Source organism: Spiroplasma endosymbiont of Dactylopius coccus (assembly GCF_977110965.1).
Genome location: NZ_OZ373019.1, coordinates 112,101 through 136,207, shown reverse-complemented (window position 1 = coordinate 136,207; position 24,107 = coordinate 112,101). Strand labels below are relative to the sequence as shown.

The window sequence follows — 24,107 nt, the reverse complement described above, 5'->3', positions numbered from 1 at the left end:
ATGAGCCAATCGAATATCGATTAGCTCATATGCATCGTTCATCAAATTAGAAATAGTTTGAAATATGTCTCATATAAGCATAGAAAATCTCTAGTTGCAGATTTAAAACCAATTTATACTGCATGTAGTGAAGAACAAGCAATGCAGGCTTTAGAAACATTTGAAAATAAGTGAAATAAACAATATCCTCAAATTGCTAAATCTTGATATAAAAATTGAGAAAATTTGATAGTTTTTATTAGTTATCCAACAGAAATTAAAAGAGTAATTTATACCACAAATGCTATTGAATCTGTTAATAGTCAATTACGAAAAGTTATCAGAAATAAAAAAGTTTTTCCTAATGATATGGAAGAATTGAAAATATTTTATTTAGCAATTGAAAATATAACAAAAAAATGAACAATGCCCATTCAAAATTGAAATACAGCAATTGCTCATTTTATGATAAAATTTGAAGATAGAATTAATCTTAACTAGTACTTTGTAAAACAAAGATACACAGATTTCTAAAAAGCCTCTTTTAAAAATTAAAGCTTAAAGCAATTATTTAATAATTGCTTTAATTTTAGTAGCAATAATATCAATAGCTACAGTATTATGAAAATCAAAAGGAATAATAATATCAGCATAACGTTTAGTTGGTTCAACAAAAGCATCATGCATAGGTTTAACAGTTAATGCATATTGTTGTAAAACACTGTCAAGAGTACGATTTCTAAAACTAACATCTCGTTTAATTCTTTTTAGTAGTCTAGTATCACTATCAGTATCAACAAAAATTTTGATAGTAGATAATTCACGAATAATAGGATTTTCTAAAGCAAAAATACCATCCAGAATGATAACATCACCCGGACCAATAATCTCAGTGTTTTTACTGCGACTATTGATTTTAAAATCATAAATAGGCTCTTCAATAGCATTGCCAAGTAATAATTGTTCTAAATCATGAATTAATAATTTCATATCAATAGCATTAGGATGATCAAAATTAGTTTTTTTTCTTCAACTTTTAAGTTACTAAGGTCATGATAATAATTATCCATTTGTACAAAAATGACATTTTTTTTATTACAAGTTTCAGCAATTTTTTCTGCTACTGTTGTTTTTCCTGAAGCACTGCCGCCAGCGATAGCGATTAAATTAATTTTTTTATATTTCACATTTATCTCCTAAAATTTAAGATTGAGTTATTTTATCAAAGTATGATTGTAAAATAATAGCAGCAGCCAATTGATCTTTAACTTGTTTTCTTTTATTTGAAGAAACATTAGATTTAATTAATATTTGCTGCGAAGAATAGGTAGTTCTTCTTTCATCTTGTAAAACAATATTTAGTTTATCATTATTTTGTGTTAATTTAAATTTATCAATAAAATTTAAAACAATTTTTGCGCTGGGGCCGACTGTGCTATCCATGTTTAAAGGGTAACCAAAAACAAGAATATCAGCATCATATTCTTTAATAGCATTTTGGAGTTGGATAATAGCATTATTAAAATCATGCTCTGGGAAACGAATAGTTTTTCAAGAAAAAGCAATTTTTCCTTCACCACGAGCAAGCCCTAATGTTTTACTACCTAAATCAATGCCTAAATATTTCATAAATTTATTATACTTAAAATTTTTTTTAATTTTAATAATATATTAATTTTATAAAAAAATATTTTTTATATTGTAACTATAATAAAAATGTATTATGTCTATAAATTTTTATCTTTTTTATACTGTTTTTTTCTTCTGCAATTCTTTTTCTTTCCTTTTCAGCTTCTGCAATTCTTTTTTTTAATCTTTCTTCTTCAAATTGTTTTTTATTTTCTGCATCTTGTTTTCTTAACTTTTCAATTTCCTTATCTTTATCCATAATAAAAAGTTCCTCTTTTCTAATGTTAAACTTTGGATTATTTTTTTCTTTTTTTTAAAAATATCCATAAATTAGTATAAATATTTTTTAAAAAAAAATATATTTTTAAGTTATATTATGAATTAAGCAAATAAAATCATTTTTTTGTTTAATAATGGAAATTGATCTGAATCATAATCAATGGTATTTATTAACTTTGGATCAATTTTTTTGTATTTGAATATATTACTTTATAAGTCTTATTTGCTTCATTTATGCTGTCTTGTATTTTTATTACTTTTGATTTATTAAAAATTGGAATATTACTATTGTTTTCTAATTCTATTAATTTTTCTTCTAGTAAACTTATGTTTGGTTTATGAAAATATCTAATTTTTTTTATTAAAGTTTCAAAATTAAAGATTTTATAAAAATTTGAAATAGAAAGAGAAAACATTTGAGAACCTGTTGCTAAGAAAAAAAATAATCATGTTTCTCATTTTTTTAATTTTAATTCAAGTAGAACATGAGATTTTGTAACTTCATATTTAGTAAGTAGTGTTGTTGCTGTTTTAGTAATATTAGTAAAAACAGCATTCAAAAAAAATAAAAATATTGCCATTGAAAATTTTCCATAATTTGATTGTTTTGTAATTCAGTTTGAAATTATTTGAGGACAAATATTAGTTTTAATTTTTAATGTTTCTAATCCTCATTTAAATATGGAATTAACTGGTCGTATAGAAAAATAAGTGATTGTATTTGCTAATATAATATTTGGTTTAGTAAAATATTTAATTCAATCACTTATTTTAAAGTTTTCTTGTATAGCATTTGCTATTATATTAAATGTTTTACTATTTAATAAATCTTTATCTAAACGTACTAATATTTGAATAAATTTAAGAATATCAATATTAAATTGTCATAATTTTTGTTCAATATAATTAATAGTTGAAATATTTACAGCTGTACTTTCGGGAACTGATTGTTGTGCTGACTTCTTTTGACTTGGTATATGAATACCACAACGTTTAAATATTTCATTAACATTTCAGTCGTATATATCAGTTAAATTTTTACCTTTAAAATTACTACTTGTCATATTGATATTTTCGTTTTGTTCATTATTATCTCCACCACTTTTAAATATATAGTTTTTAGTAACCAAAGTTCTTACTGCATCTTCCATTAAAGATTGAACATTACCATAAGTTTGACTAAATATAAATTTAGGTGAATTTAAAATGGTATCTAAAACAATTTGTTCATAAATAACATCTAATGCTTTAATTTTATCCATTACTTTATTACAATCTGCTAATTCATTTGCTTTATTTCTCATAATTGCTATTGGTATATAGTTAATATTTAGTGTTTGTTCTTGTGCTAAATTAGGGTTATTAATGAATGATTTAAAATCTAGTGGAAATTGTTTTTTACTATCATTAACACTATAAATTGCACGATTAATAGTTACTTGTTCATTATTTAATGTATAAACTTCAAATAATCTTACAATTTGTGCATTTTGTTCATAACTATCATAAAAAATAGTACATTGAATTAATTTACCAGTAATATCATAAACTCTTTGTTGTATATCAACTACTTGAAAATATAAATCATCAGTAGCAATAAAAATTAAATAACCACTAATTCCTAATTTACTTAACTTAAAAATAGAATTTCAATTTTTTCTATAAAATTCTTGATTAATTAAATATTGTTTAATGGTTTCATTATTAATATCTAATGGAGCATTATATAAATTAGCATTATTTTCTGCTACAAAATCAGTAAAATAAGTTTCATGATTAAAATCATTAAAACCAAAATAACTTAAAATAGAAGCATGTGTACTTTTACCTTTTAAAAAAGTTAATTTAGTTTTTTCTTCATTATTAGTACTTTTATCTCTTCTTAAAAATTTACCTAACATAATATTCACCACCTTTTTTAAAATATTTGATTAATTTTTAATATTATTTTTACAATGATAAATATAATTAAACCCGCTGTTGCTGATGATAGAATTACTCCTATTAAACCTAAAATAATTTTTATTATTTTAAAAAACATAATATTATTCCTGTAATTCTTCTAATTTTAAAAGTTGGCCAAATCTTGTAGGGTCACTAACGATAGCAATTGTATCATTTTGCATTTGTAAAGAAATTATTATTCTATCATTAACTTTATCTCAATACAAAGATTGAATATCAGTATTTAACTCACCATATAAAAATTCTTTACACATAAAAGCAAATTTTTTACTACTTGTTTGGCTTTCAAAATTATAATAAATTTTATATTTAGTATTTGATTTAAAAGTATATTTAATATGATTTATATTAACTTTTGTTCCTACTTCTTTTCAATTTGAACCACTTGGTGGAATTGGACTAGGTGCTGGTTGTTTTTTATTTAATTCATTAATAGCACCAGCAATAGTTTTATCTTTAGTTTCTAAATTAGGAATTTCTTTACTAACAGCATTTATTTGAAAAGCAATTGGAAATTGTGATTTTGTATCTTCTATTTTTTTATCTACTTCTTCTTTTTTATAATAATCAGATAAATCTGCTTTACCACCAGTAGCACTAATAGTATTAGTTTTTTCATCAATCTTAATATTTTCACCAGCAATTAATTTATTTTGTTTTTTATTTAATAAATTATTAGTTTCTAATTTTGTATAATAATCACGTTCAGTACTTTCTTCTGTTATAAATTCAGTTGGTGTTCCAGTTCCTTGATATTGATATATTTTAGAAATAAATCCTGAATAATATGTCCCGGGTGTAGCAGTAGCGCGAATTTTATAATTACTGCAAGTTAAATATAATCTAATATTATTAGTTTTATCTGAATAAAAAGTATCTAATAGAGTATATGATTTTATTGCATATTCTTCATTTAATTTAAATATAGATTTTCTAGTATATTTATATTTATAAATATCACTCTCATAAATATAACCTCATATTACTAATATTTCTTTATTTAAATTATCAGTTGAAAGTTCATTAGATATCTCTTTTCATAATGGACTAGTTTCAATATTAAATCAGTTATTTTTAATATCATCAATATTTTGTTTATTAATCTCAATTTTATTTTCTATTGATTTGATATTATTATCAACTTTAGTTTCTAATAATTTAATATTATTTTCATTAGTAGTAATTCGTTTTTGTTGTTTAGCCGAAAAATCACAAGTTGGTGCATGAGTAAAATCACCAATTTGTGGATTATTTTGTAATGCTTCGGGTGGTAATGTACCAATTTCATCAGGTCAATCTAAAATCATTGTTTCAGTTTCTTTATCATAATCAGTTGCAACATAACCTTTATTAACAAATTTACTAACAGGACCTCTATATATTTCCTTTTCATTATCATCAACTAAATCATCATATAATTTTACTTGTTTTGATAATGTAAATTCTTTTTGTTCTTTAATTAATTCATCAACTTGATTTCTAGTATAAAATGCTTTTAAATCAATTTTTTCAACATCTATTTCATCATCATTATAATTTGATAATATTTGTTTTAATTCTGTTAGTCTTGCCCATATTTTCATTCTACTTGGTGCTAAATCTCATACATTAATTGTAGGAATACTACTTGCACTAAATTGACTACCATTATTAAATTGAATAGTAGCATCGACATTAAACTCAATTGGTGTACGATTAAATACTCAATGTTCAACGGTTACATATACCATATTTCTTAATGTTTCTTTAATTAATTCATCTTTGAAACTATCAAAAGGAAATTTAGATAAAATAAAACCAAGATAAGCATTAATATCATTTTGTGCACGAATAGCAAAAGTTTTAAATCAATCATTAACATTTAGTCATGTATTTATATATTGTTGTGGAGTTTCTGTAATTTTTCCAGTTAATGGATATCAATTATTATAATTTTCTAAACTGACACCAGTTCAAAGTTTATTAATCATATTTTATCATTCCTTAAAAAATGCTTTTTTATAACGTTTAGTTTTTGATTTTGTTTTTCTATGGGATATATGCAAAATTTCTTTTTGTAATTTTTTCTTTCCTTTTTTTACAACTTGCTTATATGCAAATTTTTCTAAATGCCTTAATAATCCAGTTCCAAATATAGTATTTACTGAAAATTTTAAACCAACTCTTTTAAATGATTTATTAATATTTTCAATAGGGTTATTAATAATATTAACTACTTTATGATAAGTTCTTATTGTTCTAAATATTTGTCTATATACTTTAAAACTATCTTTAATTATTTGTTGAACTACTGGGGGTGCAAAAGCAATAGTTTTTAATCATTTATTTTGAATAACCCCATAACCAATATATCAACCACTATATCATCTATATCAATGAAATGGATGTATTTGAGTAACAAAAGTTTCTACTTTTATAATACTGTCAATAACTACAATTGGTTTATATTTAGGATTACGATGATAAATAGTAATTGCACATTTGTCTAATGATAATGGTTGAATTTTACAAGCCATAAATACCGGTGAATTTAATGGAATTAATTGTGCATGTTTAATTGCTTTCTTTTCTGCGCTTGTAAATACATCAGTTGCTTTTTCTTTTAATTTATTAATTTTCTCGAATGCTTGTTTTTCTAATTTTTCAAACTTTTCTTGCAATTTATATATACTTTCACGTATTTTTTCAAAATATGGTGTTTCTTTTCAAAATTTATTTAAACCTTTTTTAAAATAAAATTTAATATCAAAATATTTAAAAGTTTTATTAACTTTTAAAACAAGTTTATGAATAGTACTATTTTTAAAATTAAATTTAATAGCATTAGCACGAATTTTTTGTAAATCTAAAATTAAAGATTTTCCATATCTATTTTCTGCATGTATTGTATGAACTAAATTTAATCAATCATGTTGATTCATTTTTAATACTTCTTTTAAATCAGTATTATATTTTTTTAAAAAGTTATTGGCTTTATCAATATCTTTAATTTTAAATTTTGGAGTTAACTGTGGACTTAACTTTATTAATTCATTTTGTAATAATAAATAATCTTTTAATTCTTGTGTTTCTAACTTTGCAAAATTATTTTTATATTGTCTTTCAGCAACAAATCCTAAATTTTGTATTATTGTTTCGCGATTTGGAACATGGTTGTAATTAAATAAATAACGTTTATTACCAATAATTTTATCTGTTAAAAATTGTTTTTCACTTACTTGACTAATGATTTCTTGTAAATTTTTTGCTTTTTTAATACCAATTTGTTCTAATGTTTTAGTTTTTTCTGCTAAACTAATAAATTTACTTGTACGATAACCACGACTAATTCTATTAAGTCCAGCAAATGCTGGTAATATATTAAAAAAAGTATTTAATGGTGTTACATTTCCTTTTAAATAATCATAAACTTGATTTATAGTAAAATCAGTTAAAATTCTACACCAACAGCACTAATAATAGCAACTAAATCACTTGCACCTAATCCAAGTGCAAAACTTTCACTTAATCCACCAGTAAAAGGAGCAAGTGCTACTGCAATTACTTGTACACCAATCATTTCTAAAATTTCTCATCAAAAACTTTTATGTTCTTGTTGTTGACTTGTTCTAGTATGTTTTGGTTTATTTATGTTTAAAAGTATTGCTGTACTAGTTGTACCAATTGGCATAATAATTATCCTTATTTAATAGTTATTTTAATTGGATTTGTTGAAATTTGATAATATGCATCATTAATATCAGCAGTAATTATTACATATAAATCTCCTGCTTTTTGTTTTTCATTAGTTATGTCAGTTGTAGCTTGTTGTTCACCAAAATACTTAATTTTTGGATTTGTTAGATTAGGATTTAAAGTTTTAATTTCATTAGTATTTAAAATTTTTTTATCTAAAAATTGATTATTTTTAGTAGTATCAGCAGTAATATTAGTTGTTAAAGTTGTTACTTTACTACTTAAATCAGTTTTATTAATAATTCCACATAACATTCAACGTGATGTTTCTTCTTTTTTAGAAATATAAGGTATTGATTGACCTAATACTTCACCACCAACTTTATATGCTCTACCAAGTTTGCCATCGGCAATTTCTTGTACATATACTATTGTTTGTTGCAACATGTATCTTTTCATTGCTCTTGGTGTTGCTAAAACAAATGGCATAATTTGTTGGATGGGTTACACTTTATTGGACACTAATTACGTAGACAAGTGAACAAATTAGTGAAAAGAAAGTAAGTATAATTATGGCCAATATTAACTCATATTCAGATGAATTTAAAAAACAAATAGTAGCTTTATATCAAAGCGGTAAGTCAGTGTCTTGTCTTGCTAAAGAGTACAATGTTACAAGAGCAGCTACTTATAATTGAATTAAGCAATTTACTAATTCAGGTAGTTTTAAAACTAAAGATAATCGTTCTGTTGAAGAAAATGAATTAATTAAATTAAGAAAAGAATTAAAACAATTAAGAATGGAAAATGATATTTTAAAGCAAGCAGCACTAATAATAGGCAGAAAGTAGAAATTATTGCTAAAAATAAAGTTAAATATAAAATTCGCACAATGTGTCGTTTTTTGAAAATATCTAAATCAACATATTATTTTAACTTAAAGAAAAAAGAAAATAAAATCAAAAATAATATGTATGATGAAGCTGTTATTAGTGCTTTTAAAGAAAATAAAGAAGTTTATGGTACTAGAAGATTAAAAAAATTTTAGAAAACCAAGAAATTTATTTATCACGCAGAAAAATTAAAGAAATTATGAATAAGCATAATTTAATATCAAAATACACTAAATTATCATTCAAAAATCATCATAATAAAGTCAATAATAGTCAAATAACCAATCTTGTTAATAGAAACTTTAATAATAGGGTTAAAAATGAAGTTATTGTTAGAACCTGTTTAAAATCTTTTTAATAAAATTGAAATAAAGGAAAGAACAACCATTTGTAAGCTAGTATTTAATTTTCTTTCACAATTTTTTCATAATCTTCTGCATTTTTCTAATCATGCAAAACTTCGTTCTACAACTCATCTTTTTGGCAATAATACAAAAGAATGTAATTCATTACGTTTGATAACTTCAACATTTGCATTTATGATTGTTTTGATTTTAAAAGCAAATTTTTCACCAGTATAACCAGCATCTACTAGTATTTTTTGAACTTTAGATAAATTTTCTTTTTCATTTTCAATCATTATTATAGCACTGTTACGATCTGTTTTTTCTGCTGTGGTTATGTAAATTGTATGTGGTAAACCTTGAGAATCAACAGCAATATGAAGCTTTATTCCTGAAATTTTTTTACCAGCATCATAACCTTTATTTTTAGCAGTATCTGTGTTCTTAACACTTTGTGAATCAATTATACAAAAACTAGTTTGTTCTTTTCTACCATTATTGATACGAACTTTTCTAACTAATTTTTTTTAAAATTACTTGTCAAGTGCTAGGTTCTTTATCACTATTTTTACTTCAAATTTGAAAATAATAATATACAGTTTGTCATTTTGGAAAATTTTTTGGTAACATTCTTCATTGACATCCACTTTTTAATACATATAAAACTGCACAAAATACTTCATATAAATCTAAATTTCTTGGTTTTGTTTTCTTTTTGCTATTTTCTAAAATTGATCTTATGTTCTCAAATTGTTCTTTAGTAACATGACTTGGATAATTTTTATGCATATATACCCCTTATCTTAAAATATATAGTCATTTTACGTTATTTTATAAAAGATTCCAAACAGGTTCTTAGTGATTTACTTACGTTCAAGTTAATGGTAAATGAAACTATATTTGCCTATTAATAGACCTATTTAACCGCGAAATTATTGGACATAGTGTTGGAGTTAAAAAAGATGCATTACTAGTATATCAAGCATTTATGCAATCAAATCGCTGTTTAAAAGATATCCAAATATTTCATAGTGATCGAGGTAATGAATTTAACAATAAAATTATTAATAATCTTTTATTAGCATTCAATATTACTCGATCTTTAAGCAAAAAAGGTTGTCCTTATGATAATGCTGTTGCTGAAGCAACTTTTAAAACTTTCAAAACTGAATTTATTAATGATAAAAATTTTACATCATTAATCCAATTAAAATTAGAATTATTTGATTATATCAATTGATACAACAACATAAGAATCCACAGCACTTTAAACTACTTAACTCCTATCAAATATCAAGAACAAGTGTCTACCAAAAAATAGTCCTAAAAAGTGTTGCCATTCCATAGGCTTATGAATTAGTGAAAATGAAGGTTCTAAATTTTGATTAGCCAATTTCACAGAAATGAAAAATCGAGGCTTAAATGATATTCTTATTGCTTGTAGTGATAATTTAACAGGAATGTCAGAAGCAATACAATCAGTTTATCCTAAAACAGAACATCAATTATGCATCGTTCATCAAATTAGAAATAGTTTGAAATATGTCTCAGAACCTGTTTAGGATCTTTTTTAACTTATTTTTGATTAAATTAATATCATAAATGTTATTTTATAGTTGAAAAATAAATTTTTAATCGATAAGTTGTCAAATGATAAAATCTTTTTAACAAAAAAATGACAAAGAAAATAAAATGTTAATTAACTGTCAGGTTAGAAATAATTATTCCCTTTTTTAGTTTAATTATGTTTAAAAGATTCCAAACAGGTTCTCATATAAGCATAGAAAATCTCTAGTTGCAGATTTAAAACCAATTTATACTGCATGTAGTGAAGAACAAGCAATGCAGGCTTTAGAAACATTTGAAAATAAGTGAAATAAACAATATCCTCAAATTGCTAAATCTTGATATAAAAATTGAGAAAATTTGATAGTTTTTATTAGTTATCCAACAGAAATTAAAAGAGTAATTTATACCACAAATGCTATTGAATCTGTTAATAGTCAATTACGAAAAGTTATCAGAAATAAAAAAGTTTTTCCTAATGATATGGAAGAATTGAAAATATTTTATTTAGCAATTGAAAATATAACAAAAAAATGAACAATGCCCATTCAAAATTGAAATACAGCAATTGCTCATTTTATGATAAAATTTGAAGATAGAATTAATCTTAACTAGTACTTTGTAAAACAAAGATACACAGATTTCTAAAAAGCCTCTTGCATTCTAATATCTGATAATGTCATACCTTTTGCATATAAAGAAAGAACTTGTTGATCAAAACCATCAAATCTTCTTTGTCTTTTTGCAATTATTACAGGATTAAAATTACTATTGCGATCTCGTGGTACATCAATCTCAATTTTACCTTGTTGAGTTATTAATTTTTTTGAACTTATACCATTACGAGCATTGTCACTATTACTATGTTGATTCTTATCATATCCTAAATAATTTTGCATCTCAGAATTCAACATTTTTTCTACTAATCTTTTTGTTAATTCTTTATACAAACCTCCCTCTTTAAAAACTGTTGTTAAATCTTCAGTATTTTCTAATAATAAATCTACTGCTTTTGATATTGGATCATTATTATTAATATTTTGCTTTTTAGCCATCTGTAATTCACTCTTTCTAGGTTTATTATAGAATTAATTAAACATAGTTATTTTTGTAAGTTACACAGATTACTAAACATTACCAATCTTTAAAAAAAATCGTAAGTATTACTTACGATTTCTATTTTGTTTACGTTCATTTTCAGTCAAGAATTTTTTACGCATACGAATATTTTGTGGTGTTACTTCAACTAATTCATCTCTAGCAATAAATTCTAAAGATTCTTCTAAACTAAAAATAGTTGGTGGTGTTAATCTAACAGCTTCATCATTACCTGAACTTCTAGTATTTGTTAATTGTTTTGCTTTGCAAGGATTAACATCTAAATCTTTATCACGATTACTTAAACCAATAATCATTCCTTCATACACTTTAGTTTGCGGTTTAACAAATAAAGTACCACGTTCTTCTAAAGAATTTAAAGCATAAGGTAATGTTGTGCCTGTAATCATACTTACTAGAACGCCATTTCTATTATTATTAATTTCGCCTTTTAATGGTTCATATGTAAGGAAACTACGAACCATAACACCAGTTCCGCGAGTAATATTAACGTATTGACGACCAAATCCAATTAATCCTCTTGTTGGAATATGAAAAATAATTTTATCACGAACATTATCAGAATCCATATTAGTCATAATACCTTTTCTTAGATTTAAATTATTAATAACAATACTACTATATTTAGTAGGATGATTTAAAATAATTTCTTCGACTGGTTCAGTGGTGTGTCCTTTTTCATCTTTTTTAAATACTACTTCCGGTTTAGAAATACCTAATTCAAAGCCTTCACGACGCATATTTTCAATTAAAACAGATAAATGTAATTCACCACGACCAAAAACTTTAAAACCATCAGCATTACTTCCAGATAATTGTTCTATTTTTAAACCAACATTAGTTTCTAATTCTCTTGTTAAACGTTCTTTAATTTTATTACTAGTTACTAGTTTACCTTCAGTTCCAGAAAATGGTGAATTATTAACAAGGAAATTCATTGACATTGTTGGAGCCTGTATTGTAATTGGTTCCATTGGCACAACATTATCTTTATCACAAATAGTATTACCAATTGTTATATTTTCAATACCCGCTATGCAAACAATATCACCAGCAACAGCGTTTTTAACAGCTACTCGTTTTAATCCTTGATAAACAAATAAATATTTTACTTTAGCTTTTCTTTTTAAATCATAATCATCAACAACAATTATTTCTTGTCCTTCAGAAATAGTACCTTGAAATAATCTACCAATTCCAATTCTGCCAATAAAACTATCATAATCTAATGAACTAATTTGCATTTGTAAAGGCTCATTATATTTTACTAATTTAGAAATTTTAGCATGTTTAATAATTGTTTCAAATAATGGTTCTAAATTTTCACTTGGTTGATTCAATTCATATTGGGCAATACCTTGTTTAGTAATTCCATAAAGTGTTGGAAAGTCTAACTGTTCATCATTAGCATTTAATTCCATAAAAAGTTCTAATACTTCATCTTTTACTTCTTCAATTCTTTGGTCCTTTTTATCAATTTTGTTAATCATTAAAATTGGATTTAAGTTATGTTCTAGTGCTTTTTGCAATACAAAACGAGTTTGTGGCATTGGTCCTTCAACACTATCAACTAGTAAAATAACACAGTCTACTGTTTTCATAATTCTTTCAACTTCAGAGGAAAAGTCAGCATGACCAGGTGTATCAATAATATTAATTTTTGTATTACCATGCATGATTGAACAATTTTTAGAATAAATAGTAATTCCTCGTTGACGTTCTTGATAATTACTATCCATTATTTGTTCAACAATAACTTGGTTTTGATGAAAAATATTTGATTGCTTTAATAAAGCATCAACTAATGTTGACTTTCCAACATCGACGTGTGCTATCACTGCAATATTAATAATTTTTTGTTCAGCAGAAACTTTTTCTTGTTCAGACATTTTTCATTCTCCGTTATTCTTAAATTTTGACATTATATAAATTATACGCAATATTTTTAAATTTAGTAAAATAATTAAAAAAATAATTTATTTAAAATGATTTTTTGACATATAATAATTATTTAAATCTTATGATTTGTGATTTTTTTTCATTTTCATGAGTTTTATTTCTATATTTACTTTTTTCATTATTATTTAAAAAATTATTTTGTTGTATTTGTTCGGTTAATAAATATGTTTGTATATGGGCGGTTGTCAAATTTACGAAATAATTAATTATCATATTAGTAACTTATTTCCAAAATTACCATTTAAAAATGATGATAGACAAATTAAATTCTCTTTTACCATTAAATTTATATTCGACGTATTTTAAAAAATATAGATTTTATAAGATAAAATAAAAATTATTATCAAAGTAAAAAGACAAGAAATAATCTTGTCTTTTTTTGTAATTGTAAAATTTTAAAATTTTTAATAAACGTCTTTAACGCTATTATCAACACGTGTTAGGGAACTAAAAAAGTGAACTACAACACAGTTGTTAAAAATAGTAGCTAGCCATGTGGACTTGCATGGATAAATAATAAGTGGAGTGATACCTAATAAAATATACTAACCAGTAATGGTAATTCTTGGGGTGGGAGCGAATTGGAAACTAGTATATATAGACCCGAAGTGGGGACGAACTATTATTATTCTTAATTTAACCAACCTTGCCACTCTCCAGTGAGCAAGTGTTGGTTTTATTTTTTATTTTTTTTGAAAAATTTTTTTGGGCGATAAAATAAATTTCAAACTTATAAAAAAAATTGAGCGGTGCCGGTTCAATTAAAATATTAATTTGCTAAACGCAAATTAAATAAATATTGAATCGAATGCCTCGATGTTTTTTAAAATTTCACATTTTATTTTTGAGCCCAGAATTACAGGAATAAATAAAACGAATAGTAGTATTATTAATAATCTAAAAATCAAATTATATGTTCTTTATGCTAGAAGCAACAGAACATATTAGGAAAGGATTATTATGCAAATAGAATTTAAAAAAGAACAAATAATTAAAAAACAAAATTCTATTATGATTGATTATGGTGAATATAAATTATCTATTCCAAATTGAATGATTAAAAATAATAGGAGGCTTTTTAGAAATCTGTGTATCTTTGTTTTACAAAGTACAAGTATATAGGGGCTTTGCCCCTCGTTGCTTCGCAACTCACCCCAGTGGCGTAAACGCCACGGCCAACCAACCAAGGTTCTGGTTGGCTCCGACCAATAATATAGGTTTACTCTATTTTAACATCTTTCTTATTTTTCTTAGAACCTGTTTGGAATCTTTTAAACATAATTAAACTAAAAAAGGGAATAATTATTTCTAACCTGACAGTTAATTAACATTTTATTTTCTTTGTCATTTTTTTGTTAAAAAGATTTTATCATTTGACAACTTATCGATTAAAAATTTATTTTTCAACTATAAAATAACATTTATGATATTAATTTAATCAAAAATAAGTTAAAAAAGATCCTAAACAGGTTCTTAGAACCTGTTTAGAATCTTTTAAACATAATTAAACTAAAAAAGGGAATAATTATTTCTAACCTGACAGTTAATTAACATTTTATTTTCTTTGTCATTTTTTTGTTAAAAAGATTTTATCATTTGACAACTTATCGATTAAAAATTTATTTTTCAACTATAAAATAACATTTATGATATTAATTTAATCAAAAATAAGTTAAAAAAGATCCTAAACAGGTTCTTAGAATATTTATTTCTATAATAACAAGTACGGCATACAGTATTTTCAGTTTCTTTCTTTTCAGTTTGTAATATATTATCCAACTTATCTAATCCTACTGCTCTAATATCATCAACAGTAAAATCTAATGCTTGTGATTGTTCATAGTCTTTAACAATACTTAATTCACTCTTTAACGAATGAATATAATTTAAAGCACGACTATTATATCTTTGTAAATAAGACCTAGGAAATCATAAACTAAAAGTCATAGTTTCACCACTATAACTAGATGGTAATCCACCACGTTTAATTATTCGCTTTGTTTGTCTTTTAGATAATACAACTTTATTATAATCATCAACATTAGTATAAATATTTAGTTTAAACTTAACTAAAAATAAAAAAATACGCATTCTTTTAACTTGAACAATATATTCCACTTTTTCACGTGCTTGCTTTGGTATTCTATCGGGGTGTTGCTCAATCATATACATAATTCCATTAAAATTATGACCTATTAACTTACAAAACATTCCTAACCTTTCTTGTGTTTCTTTAAATTCGGGTGATAAATCATTACTATTAATTTTCAAACCTAACTCATCTAAAACAACCATATCACACTCTTTAAAAGCATAATTACTATTTAATTGATTAAATTTAAAAACATAATCATAAGAACAACGATAACTATATTCATTACGAACTTTAATAGGAATAGGACTTACTACTCTACCTTTGTGTTTTTGTGCTAAACAACATGCAAGAGCAGATTTACCAGTACGTGGTGGTGCTGAAATAATATAACTACCTACACGTTGTAATATCTTTATATTTTTTCTAGTTATTAAAAATGGATAAAGTATTATTAATATAACTCCTAAAAGTAAATAACCATATCATAAATCTTTCTTTTTCATAATAAACTCCTAACCAACTAAAAATCCTACTGCTTTTAAAAATACTCATAAAGTTAAAACTTGTTCTAAACCACTAGTAAAATCAACATTTAAAACAGAACTAATAGTATCATCAAAAATACGTCTCAATAATCCGTCAAGTTTAGCAAAAAATTCTCTTAGAACCTGTTTGGAATCTTTTAAACATAATTAAACTAAAAAAGGGAATAATTATTTCTAACCTGACAGTTAATTAACATTTTATTTTCTTTGTCATTTTTTTGTTAAAAAGATTTTATCATTTGACAACTTATCGATTAAAAATTTATTTTTCAACTATAAAATAACATTTATGATATTAATTTAATCAAAAATAAGTTAAAAAAGATCCTAAACAGGTTCTTAAAGGTTCAACGGGTAAAATTTTACCAACAACACCATAAAGTACTCATCTAAAAGCATTACGCAATTGACCAAAAACATCATATCAACTAACTCGTTCATACTCAGGATTAAAAGGACTATTTGGTGGAACTGGTGTTACTTTCTCACTTGAAAAAATATTAACTTGACCAAATAAAACATCTGGTGAAATAGTTAAATCTGTAGTTCCATGAATATCAAAAAATACAGTTAAATGTCTTAAATTTGGAACACGCACCGGCATAGATATAAAATTATATAAATCTTGACTAAAAGTAGTATTATCAATTGCACCTTTAAAAACATATTTAGTATCACCAACATAATCTAAAAAACTAAAAGAAAAATCACCAGTAAATGTAGAAAAACCATCATAACTAAAATAAAACATAAAACCTTGAATATAAAAACTTAAAGGTTTATCAATTTCAAAATTTAATTCAAAACGTAAACTCAAAGGTTTAGCTCAACGATTTACATTATAAATAAGAATTTGATTTTTTTTGCCATATTGAATAAAATTATGATTAAACATAATACGAGAAATGTCATCTAACTGATATCTCTTAGAACCTGTTTGGAATCTTTTAAACATAATTAAACTAAAAAAGGGAATAATTATTTCTAACCTGACAGTTAATTAACATTTTATTTTCTTTGTCATTTTTTTGTTAAAAAGATTTTATCATTTGACAACTTATCGATTAAAAATTTATTTTTCAACTATAAAATAACATTTATGATATTAATTTAATCAAAAATAAGTTAAAAAAGATCCTAAACAGGTTCTTAAAAGAATAAACACCAGTTCCAGTATTAAGTGTTGTCTTTTTAACACCTACAACATCACTTCGATATTCAACATCCAAATCATTCTTTACACCACCTATAATTTCACCACTTACTAATTTTAAATCCGGTTGGTCAATGTCAAAATAAGCAGAATTTCATGGTATTGTTGCTCAATCATCAAAATTATTATATTTAACATACTTAACCATATCTTTTGTAATATCATAATTAACAACATTAGGGTCATTTGAAACAATTAAACTAGTGGGTGCTTGAACAGAAGTATTTACAACAAAAAATAATTTAGCAAACTTAAATCACATAATTATTTACCAAATAAACATTTTAAAATTCACCATGAACCATAAAACAAAACAAATCCAATAAAAAATTGAGTTCCATAAACCACTAAATTTCATAAAATAGTAGTAAAATAATCAACTGGATTACCTATAAACATAGTTCAATAATCAACTATACATTGATGTATTTTATTGTAAATTTCTAAAACACTCATACTTAACACCTACCCAAACAATGACCTAAAAACAAATTTAATAGCACGATAAATAAAATTAAAAAATACACCTAATACCAATCAAAAAGTCAAATTAAACAAAATATAAACTTCATTAGTAATGTTTGGTTGATTTAAAAATATACCAATATCATTACTAGAAAATATAAAAATAAAATGCAATATACTCAAAACAAAATTAGACATAACTATTCACCATATTTAAGCCTTAGAACCTGTTTGGAATCTTTTAAACATAATTAAACTAAAAAAGGGAATAATTATTTCTAACCTGACAGTTAATTAACATTTTATTTTCTTTGTCATTTTTTTGTTAAAAAGATTTTATCATTTGACAACTTATCGATTAAAAATTTATTTTTCAACTATAAAATAACATTTATGATATTAATTTAATCAAAAATAAGTTAAAAAAGATCCTAAACAGGTTCTTACATAATTAGCACGTCGTTCCATTCTTTCTTTAACTTCTTTTTGTTCCAATTTTCTTAAATGATGTTTGGCAATACTTGTACCAACAACATTATTTACATTACTAGCAAAACGACCAATGGTTTTAACATTACGTCCTAATGCTAATGTTGGTAACATTAATTCAGGTAAAATAACCCTAAATGCAAATCTAAGCAAAATCAAAAATATCATCAACGTACCCAAATTAAAACCTAAATCACCAAGTGGAAAACTAAAAAACTTCATAAAAATTGAAGCAAATAATTGCATAACAGTTGTAATAAAAGGTATAAACATAATTTCACATCCTAATGTCTTGTAAATCTAAATAATCCTAAAATTAAATAAAATACAAAACTAACATTTATTAAAGCAAGAATAGGCAAAGGTAAAGTATATAAACTATCATAAAAAAACGACTTAATAAAAAGTGTCACAGTATGTAACCCAGCAAAAGAACTTAAATACTGCATATAAATAGTTTGTACCAAAGTATTAACAACTGGTAAAAGTTTACCTAACAAAGGTAAAACAAAAACCAAAGGTAATGTTTAGTAATCTGTGTAACTTACAAAAATAACTATGTTTAATTAATTCTATAATAAACCTAGAAAGAGTGAATTACAGATGGCTAAAAAGCAAAATATTAATAATAATGATCCAATATCAAAAGCAGTAGATTTATTATTAGAAAATACTGAAGATTTAACAACAGTTTTTAAAGAGGGAGGTTTGTATAAAGAATTAACAAAAAGATTAGTAGAAAAAATGTTGAATTCTGAGATGCAAAATTATTTAGGATATGATAAGAATCAACATAGTAATAGTGACAATGCTCGTAATGGTATAAGTTCAAAAAAATTAATAACTCAACAAGGTAAAATTGAGATTGATGTACCACGAGATCGCAATAGTAATTTTAATCCTGTAATAATTGCAAAAAGACAAAGAAGATTTGATGGTTTTGATCAACAAGTTCTTTCTTTATATGCAAAAGGTATGACATTATCAGATATTAGAATGCAATTACAAGAGTTATATCATGGCGCTGATATTAGTGAAAGTGTTATTAGTCAAATTACTGATGATGTTATTGATGATGTAAAAGCATGGCAAAATCGACCATTAGATAGTATTTATCCGATTGTTTATTTTGATTGCATAGTAGTTAAAATACGACAAGATAAACGCATTATTAACAAATCTGTGTATATAGCTTTAGGAGTTGATTTAGAAGGTAAAAAAGATGTTTTAGGCTTATGAATTAGTGAAAATGAAGGTTCTAAATTTTGATTAGCCAATTTCACAGAAATGAAAAATCGAGGCTTAAATGATATTCTTATTGCTTGTAGTGATAATTTAACAGGAATGTCAGAAGCAATACAATCAGTTTATCCTAAAACAGAACATCAATTATGCATCGTTCATCAAATTAGAAATAGTTTGAAATATGTCTCATATAAGCATAGAAAATCTCTAGTTGCAGATTTAAAACCAATTTATACTGCATGTAGTGAAGAACAAGCAATGCAGGCTTTAGAAACATTTGAAAATAAGTGAAATAAACAATATCCTCAAATTGCTAAATCTTGATATAAAAATTGAGAAAATTTAATAGTTTTTATTAGTTATCCAACAGAAATTAAAAGAGTAATTTATACCACAAATGCTATTGAATCTGTTAATAGTCAATTACGAAAAGTTATCAGAAATAAAAAAGTTTTTCCTAATGATATGGAAGAATTGAAAATATTTTATTTAGCAATTGAAAATATAACAAAAAAATGAACAATGCCCATTCAAAATTGAAATACAGCAATTGCTCATTTTATGATAAAATTTAAAGATAGAATTAATCTTAACTAGTACTTTGTAAAACAAAGATACACAGATTTCTAAAAAGCCTCAAACCAAACTAAAAAATAACTTTACCATTCGCTTACTTCCTTTCTAATTACTAATGTGTTCCATGAATAATATGTCCCACAAATTGTTTGATAAACACTAATACCATAAATACAATTGAAATTAACACTGGTCAATTTGTAAGTGTTCCACCATCGCCAGTAGTAAATACTCAACCAAAAATATAAGAACCTGTTTGGAATCTTTTAAACATAATTAAACTAAAAAAGGGAATAATTATTTCTAACCTGACAGTTAATTAACATTTTATTTTCTTTGTCATTTTTTTGTTAAAAAGATTTTATCATTTGACAACTTATCGATTAAAAATTTATTTTTCAACTATAAAATAACATTTATGATATTAATTTAATCAAAAATAAGTTAAAAAAGATCCTAAACAGGTTCTAAGTAAAAGAATTTAATAATTGTTGGCCAACACCACCAATCATATTTAATAATGCTGATAATCCAGCAGGCATATTAATCACCCCCTTTCTCTAATTCTTTTTGTTGTTTTTCCATTTCTAATTTACGTTTCTTCTTTTCAAAATCCGGAATGGCAACACTTTTTAGGACTATTTTTTGGTAGACACTTGTTCTTGATATTTGATAGGAGTTAAGTAGTTTAAAGTGCTGTGGATTCTTATGTTGTTGTATCAATTGATATAATCAAATAATTCTAATTTTAATTGGATTAATGATGTAAAATTTTTATCATTAATAAATTCAGTTTTGAAAGTTTTAAAAGTTGCTTCAGCAACAGCATTATCATAAGGACAACCTTTTTTGCTTAAAGATCGAGTAATATTGAATGCTAATAAAAGATTATTAATAATTTTATTGTTAAATTCATTACCTCGATCACTATGAAATATTTGGATATCTTTTAAACAGCGATTTGATTGCATAAATGCTTGATATACTAGTAATGCATCTTTTTTAACTAACACTATGTCCAATAATTTCTCGGTTAAATAGGTTTATTAATAGGCAAATATAGTTTCATTTACCATTAACTTGAACGTAAGTTAAATCACTAACAATAACTTCATTTTTAACCCTATTATTAAAGTTTCTATTAACAAGATTGGTTATTTGACTATTATTGACTTTATTATGATGATTTTTGAATGATAATTTAGTGTATTTTGATATTAAATTATGCTTATTCATAATTTCTTTAATTTTTCTGCGTGATAAATAAATTTCTTGGTTTTCTAAAATTTTTTTTAATCTTCTAGTACCATAAACTTCTTTATTTTCTTTAAAAGCACTAATAACAGCTTCATCATACATATTATTTTTGATTTTATTTTCTTTTTTCTTTAAGTTAAAATAATATGTTGATTTAGATATTTTCAAAAAACGACACATTGTGCGAATTTTATATTTAACTTTATTTTTGACAATAATTTTTATTTTCTGCCTATTATTAGTGCTGCTTGCTTTAAAATATCATTTTCCATTCTTAATTGTTTTAATTCTTTTCTTAATTTAATTAATTCATTTTCTTCAACAGAACGATTATCTTTAGTTTTAAAACTACCTGAATTAGTAAATTGCTTAATTCAATTATAAGTAGCTGCTCTTGTAACATTGTACTCTTTAGCAAGACAAGACACTGACTTACCGCTTTGATATAAAGCTACTATTTGTTTTTTAAATTCATCTGAATATGAGTTAATATTGGCCATAATTATACTTCCTTTCTTTTCACTAATTTGTTCACTTGTCTACGTAATTAGTGTCCAATAAAGTGTAACCCATCCAGTCAAAAATTTTATGAAAATATTGAACAAGCAAAAATTATTATTTGTGGTGATAGTGCAGGATGAATTAAAGAAGTTGCTGATTATTTAGGTGCACAGTTTGTTTTAGATAAATTTCATTTAATTAGAACATTATATCTTGGAATAATGGCGGGAAATAAAGGAAAATATTTAAAAGAATATAATCATTGTAAAAATTTAATTAATAATGGTAATTATAAACAATTAATTGATTATTTATATAAAAAATTAGATAATCATAAAAAATTAAAGAAAAAATATTTTAAAAATAATAAACAAGGTATTGAAAATCAAGGTGCAAAATGAAATATTGGTTGCTTTACTGAAACTAATATTTGACACGTTTTAAAAGAAATGCTTGGTGATAGAACTGATAATATTTCAATTTATATTAAAATGGTTATTTTTAAATGTAATAAAATAAATACAGAGATACAATTATTATAAGTTAAAGAGGCTTTTTAGAAATCTGTGTATCTTTGTTTTACAAAGTACTAGTTAAGATTAATTCTATCTTTAAATTTTATCATAAAATGAGCAATTGCTGTATTTCAATTTTGAATGGGCATTGTTCATTTTTTTGTTATATTTTCAATTGCTAAATAAAATATTTTCAATTCTTCCATATCATTAGGAAAAACTTTTTTATTTCTGATAACTTTTCGTAATTGACTATTAACAGATTCAATAGCATTTGTGGTATAAATTACTCTTTTAATTTCTGTTGGATAACTAATAAAAACTATTAAATTTTCTCAATTTTTATATCAAGATTTAGCAATTTGAGGATATTGTTTATTTCACTTATTTTCAAATGTTTCTAAAGCCTGCATTGCTTGTTCTTCACTACATGCAGTATAAATTGGTTTTAAATCTGCAACTAGAGATTTTCTATGCTTATATGAGACATATTTCAAACTATTTCTAATTTGATGAACGATGCATAATTGATGTTCTGTTTTAGGATAAACTGATTGTATTGCTTCTGACATTCCTGTTAAATTATCACTACAAGCAATAAGAATATCATTTAAGCCTCGATTTTTCATTTCTGTGAAATTGGCTAATCAAAATTTAGAACCTTCATTTTCACTAATTCATAAGCCTAAAACATCTTTTTTACCTTCTAAATCAACTCCTAAAGCTATATACACAGATTTGTTAATAATGCGTTTATCTTGTCGTATTTTAACTACTATGCAATCAAAATAAACAATCGGATAAATACTATTTAATGGTCGATTTTGCCATGCTTTTACATCATCAATAACATCATCAGTAATTTGACTAAAACACTTTCACTAATATCAGCACCATGATATAACTCTTGTAATTGCATTCTAATATCTGATAATGTCATACCTTTTGCATATAAAGAAAGAACTTGTTGATCAAAACCATCAAATCTTCTTTGTCTTTTTGCAATTATTACAGGATTAAAATTACTATTGCGATCTCGTGGTACATCAATCTCAATTTTACCTTGTTGAGTTATTAATTTTTTTGAACTTATACCATTACGAGCATTGTCACTATTACTATGTTGATTCTTAGAACCTGTTTAGGATCTTTTTTAACTTATTTTTGATTAAATTAATATCATAAATTTTATTTTATAGTTGAAAAATAAATTTTTAATCGATAAGTTGTCAAATGATAAAATCTTTTTAACAAAAAAATGACAAAGAAAATAAAATGTTAATTAACTGTCAGGTTAGAAATAATTATTCCCTTTTTTAGTTTAATTATGTTTAAAAGATTCCAAACAGGTTCTTATCATATCCTAAATAATTTTGCATCTCAGAATTCAACATTTTTTCTACTAATCTTTTTGTTAATTCTTTATATAAACCTCCCTCTTTAAAAACTGTTGTTAAATCTTCAGTATTTTCTAATAATAAATCTACTGCTTTTGATATTGGATCATTATTATTAATATTTTGCTTTTTAGCCATCTGTAATTCACTCTTTCTAGGTTTATTATAGAATTAATTAAACATAGTTATTTTTGTAAGTTACACAGATTACTAAACATTACCAAGTTAAAATTTTACTTTTTTTAAAAAATCAAAATAAAATAAAATAAAACTTATTAAATGTGTTTTAATAAGAATTTTTGTTGTGTATAAATATTAGATTTATTTTTTAATTTTTTAGTAATTTTTAAAAATAAGTATTTTAGTTGTATTATCTTTTAAAAAATAGTAAGAACCTGTTT

General features: G+C 24.2%; 23 protein-coding genes and 8 pseudogenes. 10 read left to right on the top strand and 21 right to left on the bottom strand.

Features of this window, described 5'->3' with window-relative positions; all coding sequences use genetic code 4:
* Nucleotides 1-27 precede the first annotated feature (27 nt).
* Nucleotides 28-480 (top strand): annotated as a pseudogene (locus ACXUB0_RS00880) (transposase); the annotation flags it as partial.
* A 66-nt stretch (nucleotides 481-546) separates the two neighbouring features.
* Here ACXUB0_RS00880 and udk read toward each other — a convergent pair.
* The 8 genes and pseudogenes from udk to ACXUB0_RS00840 form a co-directional block, all read right to left on the bottom strand.
* A pseudogene (gene udk, locus ACXUB0_RS00875) lies at nucleotides 547-1,166 on the bottom strand (uridine kinase).
* 16 nt (nucleotides 1,167-1,182) lie between these two features.
* On the bottom strand, nucleotides 1,183-1,608 hold the full coding sequence (gene ruvX, locus ACXUB0_RS00870) for a Holliday junction resolvase RuvX (RefSeq protein ID WP_174481257.1): 426 nt from the start codon (nucleotides 1,606-1,608) through the stop codon (nucleotides 1,183-1,185).
* 76 nt (nucleotides 1,609-1,684) lie between these two features.
* On the bottom strand, nucleotides 1,685-1,867 hold the full coding sequence (locus tag ACXUB0_RS00865) for a hypothetical protein (RefSeq protein WP_458257445.1): 183 nt from the start codon (nucleotides 1,865-1,867) through the stop codon (nucleotides 1,685-1,687).
* A 190-nt stretch (nucleotides 1,868-2,057) separates the two neighbouring features.
* A complete protein-coding gene (locus ACXUB0_RS00860) occupies nucleotides 2,058-3,788 on the bottom strand; it encodes a hypothetical protein (protein WP_458257444.1) in 1,731 nt (576 codons plus the stop codon).
* A gap of 144 nt (nucleotides 3,789-3,932) precedes the next feature.
* Nucleotides 3,933-5,822, bottom strand: a complete 1,890-nt coding sequence (locus ACXUB0_RS00855) for a hypothetical protein (RefSeq protein ID WP_458257443.1) — start codon at nucleotides 5,820-5,822, stop codon at nucleotides 3,933-3,935.
* A gap of 3 nt (nucleotides 5,823-5,825) precedes the next feature.
* Entirely contained in the window at nucleotides 5,826-6,773 is a 948-nt protein-coding gene (locus ACXUB0_RS00850; protein ID WP_458257442.1) for a hypothetical protein, read from the bottom strand.
* A gap of 509 nt (nucleotides 6,774-7,282) precedes the next feature.
* Nucleotides 7,283-7,522, bottom strand: coding sequence for a hypothetical protein (locus tag ACXUB0_RS00845; RefSeq protein WP_458257441.1), 240 nt, complete (start codon nucleotides 7,520-7,522; stop codon nucleotides 7,283-7,285).
* 11 nt (nucleotides 7,523-7,533) lie between these two features.
* Entirely contained in the window at nucleotides 7,534-8,016 is a 483-nt protein-coding gene (locus tag ACXUB0_RS00840; protein WP_458257440.1) for a hypothetical protein, read from the bottom strand.
* Between the two features lie 83 nt (nucleotides 8,017-8,099).
* Here ACXUB0_RS00840 and ACXUB0_RS00835 point away from each other — a divergent pair, with 83 nt between their 5' ends.
* Genes ACXUB0_RS00835 through ACXUB0_RS00825 form a run of 3 tightly spaced genes read left to right on the top strand, consistent with a single transcriptional unit; the run spans nucleotide 8,100 to nucleotide 8,778 of the window.
* Nucleotides 8,100-8,378 (top strand): transposase, encoded by a 279-nt coding sequence (locus ACXUB0_RS00835; protein WP_353306568.1) that lies wholly within the window; start codon nucleotides 8,100-8,102, stop codon nucleotides 8,376-8,378.
* A 41-nt stretch (nucleotides 8,379-8,419) separates the two neighbouring features.
* Entirely contained in the window at nucleotides 8,420-8,575 is a 156-nt protein-coding gene (locus ACXUB0_RS00830; protein ID WP_458257439.1) for a transposase, read from the top strand.
* A 44-nt stretch (nucleotides 8,576-8,619) separates the two neighbouring features.
* Complete coding sequence (locus ACXUB0_RS00825; protein WP_458257438.1) at nucleotides 8,620-8,778, top strand: hypothetical protein; 159 nt, start codon at nucleotides 8,620-8,622, stop codon at nucleotides 8,776-8,778.
* On the opposite strand, the gene ACXUB0_RS00820 is transcribed toward ACXUB0_RS00825, so the two are convergent.
* Nucleotides 8,764-9,553 (bottom strand): IS5 family transposase gene (locus tag ACXUB0_RS00820; RefSeq protein WP_458257437.1). Its coding sequence is split into 2 segments (ribosomal slippage): nucleotides 8,764-9,291 and nucleotides 9,293-9,553, totalling 789 coding nucleotides; the frame shifts between segments, so codons are not numbered across the junction. The genes ACXUB0_RS00825 and ACXUB0_RS00820 overlap by 15 nt on opposite strands.
* A gap of 76 nt (nucleotides 9,554-9,629) precedes the next feature.
* Between ACXUB0_RS00820 and ACXUB0_RS00815 the strand changes: the two are divergent.
* The 3 pseudogenes from ACXUB0_RS00815 to ACXUB0_RS00805 form a co-directional block, all read left to right on the top strand.
* Nucleotides 9,630-10,085 (top strand): annotated as a pseudogene (locus ACXUB0_RS00815) (transposase); the annotation flags it as partial.
* 22 nt (nucleotides 10,086-10,107) lie between these two features.
* A pseudogene (locus ACXUB0_RS00810) lies at nucleotides 10,108-10,314 on the top strand (transposase); the annotation flags it as partial.
* A gap of 220 nt (nucleotides 10,315-10,534) precedes the next feature.
* Nucleotides 10,535-10,945: pseudogene (locus ACXUB0_RS00805) on the top strand (transposase); the annotation flags it as partial.
* 41 nt (nucleotides 10,946-10,986) lie between these two features.
* Here ACXUB0_RS00805 and ACXUB0_RS00800 read toward each other — a convergent pair.
* Together ACXUB0_RS00800 and typA are read right to left on the bottom strand one after the other, a co-directional pair.
* Nucleotides 10,987-11,385, bottom strand: a pseudogene (locus tag ACXUB0_RS00800) (transposase); the annotation flags it as partial.
* Between the two features lie 108 nt (nucleotides 11,386-11,493).
* Nucleotides 11,494-13,338 (bottom strand): translational GTPase TypA, encoded by a 1,845-nt coding sequence (gene typA, locus ACXUB0_RS00795; protein WP_458257436.1) that lies wholly within the window; start codon nucleotides 13,336-13,338, stop codon nucleotides 11,494-11,496.
* 1,030 nt (nucleotides 13,339-14,368) lie between these two features.
* Here typA and ACXUB0_RS00790 point away from each other — a divergent pair.
* The gene (locus ACXUB0_RS00790; protein ID WP_458257435.1) at nucleotides 14,369-14,530 is read left to right on the top strand and encodes a hypothetical protein; all 162 of its coding nucleotides are present in this window, start codon (nucleotides 14,369-14,371) and stop codon (nucleotides 14,528-14,530) included.
* 522 nt (nucleotides 14,531-15,052) lie between these two features.
* Here the strand turns inward: ACXUB0_RS00790 and ACXUB0_RS00785 are convergent.
* The 6 genes from ACXUB0_RS00785 to ACXUB0_RS00760 all read right to left on the bottom strand — a co-directional run bounded on the left by ACXUB0_RS00785 (nucleotide 15,053) and on the right by ACXUB0_RS00760 (nucleotide 18,715).
* A complete protein-coding gene (locus ACXUB0_RS00785; RefSeq protein ID WP_458257434.1) occupies nucleotides 15,053-16,006 on the bottom strand; it encodes a hypothetical protein in 954 nt (317 codons plus the stop codon).
* Between the two features lie 337 nt (nucleotides 16,007-16,343).
* Nucleotides 16,344-17,003 carry a hypothetical protein gene (locus ACXUB0_RS00780; RefSeq protein WP_458257433.1) on the bottom strand — a complete coding sequence of 220 codons (660 nt, stop codon included), beginning with the start codon at nucleotides 17,001-17,003 and terminating at the stop codon, nucleotides 16,344-16,346.
* Between the two features lie 142 nt (nucleotides 17,004-17,145).
* Nucleotides 17,146-17,523, bottom strand: a complete 378-nt coding sequence (locus ACXUB0_RS00775; RefSeq protein ID WP_458257432.1) for a hypothetical protein — start codon at nucleotides 17,521-17,523, stop codon at nucleotides 17,146-17,148.
* A gap of 2 nt (nucleotides 17,524-17,525) precedes the next feature.
* Nucleotides 17,526-17,717: a hypothetical protein gene (locus ACXUB0_RS00770; protein ID WP_458257431.1), complete on the bottom strand. Its 192-nt coding sequence runs from the start codon at nucleotides 17,715-17,717 to the stop codon at nucleotides 17,526-17,528.
* 408 nt (nucleotides 17,718-18,125) lie between these two features.
* A complete protein-coding gene (locus ACXUB0_RS00765; protein ID WP_458257430.1) occupies nucleotides 18,126-18,488 on the bottom strand; it encodes a hypothetical protein in 363 nt (120 codons plus the stop codon).
* A gap of 11 nt (nucleotides 18,489-18,499) precedes the next feature.
* Nucleotides 18,500-18,715, bottom strand: a complete 216-nt coding sequence (locus ACXUB0_RS00760; protein WP_458257429.1) for a hypothetical protein — start codon at nucleotides 18,713-18,715, stop codon at nucleotides 18,500-18,502.
* Between the two features lie 103 nt (nucleotides 18,716-18,818).
* Here ACXUB0_RS00760 and ACXUB0_RS00755 point away from each other — a divergent pair, with 103 nt between their 5' ends.
* Nucleotides 18,819-20,057, top strand: coding sequence for an IS256 family transposase (locus ACXUB0_RS00755; RefSeq protein WP_458257428.1), 1,239 nt, complete (start codon nucleotides 18,819-18,821; stop codon nucleotides 20,055-20,057).
* 91 nt (nucleotides 20,058-20,148) lie between these two features.
* Here the strand turns inward: ACXUB0_RS00755 and ACXUB0_RS00750 are convergent, their stop codons facing one another.
* Together ACXUB0_RS00750 and ACXUB0_RS00745 are read right to left on the bottom strand one after the other, a co-directional pair.
* Complete coding sequence (locus tag ACXUB0_RS00750) at nucleotides 20,149-20,310, bottom strand: hypothetical protein (protein WP_458257427.1); 162 nt, start codon at nucleotides 20,308-20,310, stop codon at nucleotides 20,149-20,151.
* Nucleotides 20,311-20,674: 364 nt separating this feature from the next.
* Nucleotides 20,675-21,793 (bottom strand): annotated as a pseudogene (locus ACXUB0_RS00745) (IS3 family transposase).
* A gap of 222 nt (nucleotides 21,794-22,015) precedes the next feature.
* Between ACXUB0_RS00745 and ACXUB0_RS00740 the strand changes: the two are divergent.
* On the top strand, nucleotides 22,016-22,336 hold the full coding sequence (locus ACXUB0_RS00740) for a hypothetical protein (RefSeq protein WP_458257426.1): 321 nt from the start codon (nucleotides 22,016-22,018) through the stop codon (nucleotides 22,334-22,336).
* 47 nt (nucleotides 22,337-22,383) lie between these two features.
* Here ACXUB0_RS00740 and ACXUB0_RS00735 read toward each other — a convergent pair.
* Together ACXUB0_RS00735 and ACXUB0_RS00730 are read right to left on the bottom strand one after the other, a co-directional pair.
* Nucleotides 22,384-23,432, bottom strand: a pseudogene (locus tag ACXUB0_RS00735) (IS256 family transposase); the annotation flags it as partial.
* A gap of 208 nt (nucleotides 23,433-23,640) precedes the next feature.
* Complete coding sequence (locus tag ACXUB0_RS00730; protein WP_458257425.1) at nucleotides 23,641-23,844, bottom strand: hypothetical protein; 204 nt, start codon at nucleotides 23,842-23,844, stop codon at nucleotides 23,641-23,643.
* Between the last annotated feature and the right edge of the window lie 263 nt (nucleotides 23,845-24,107).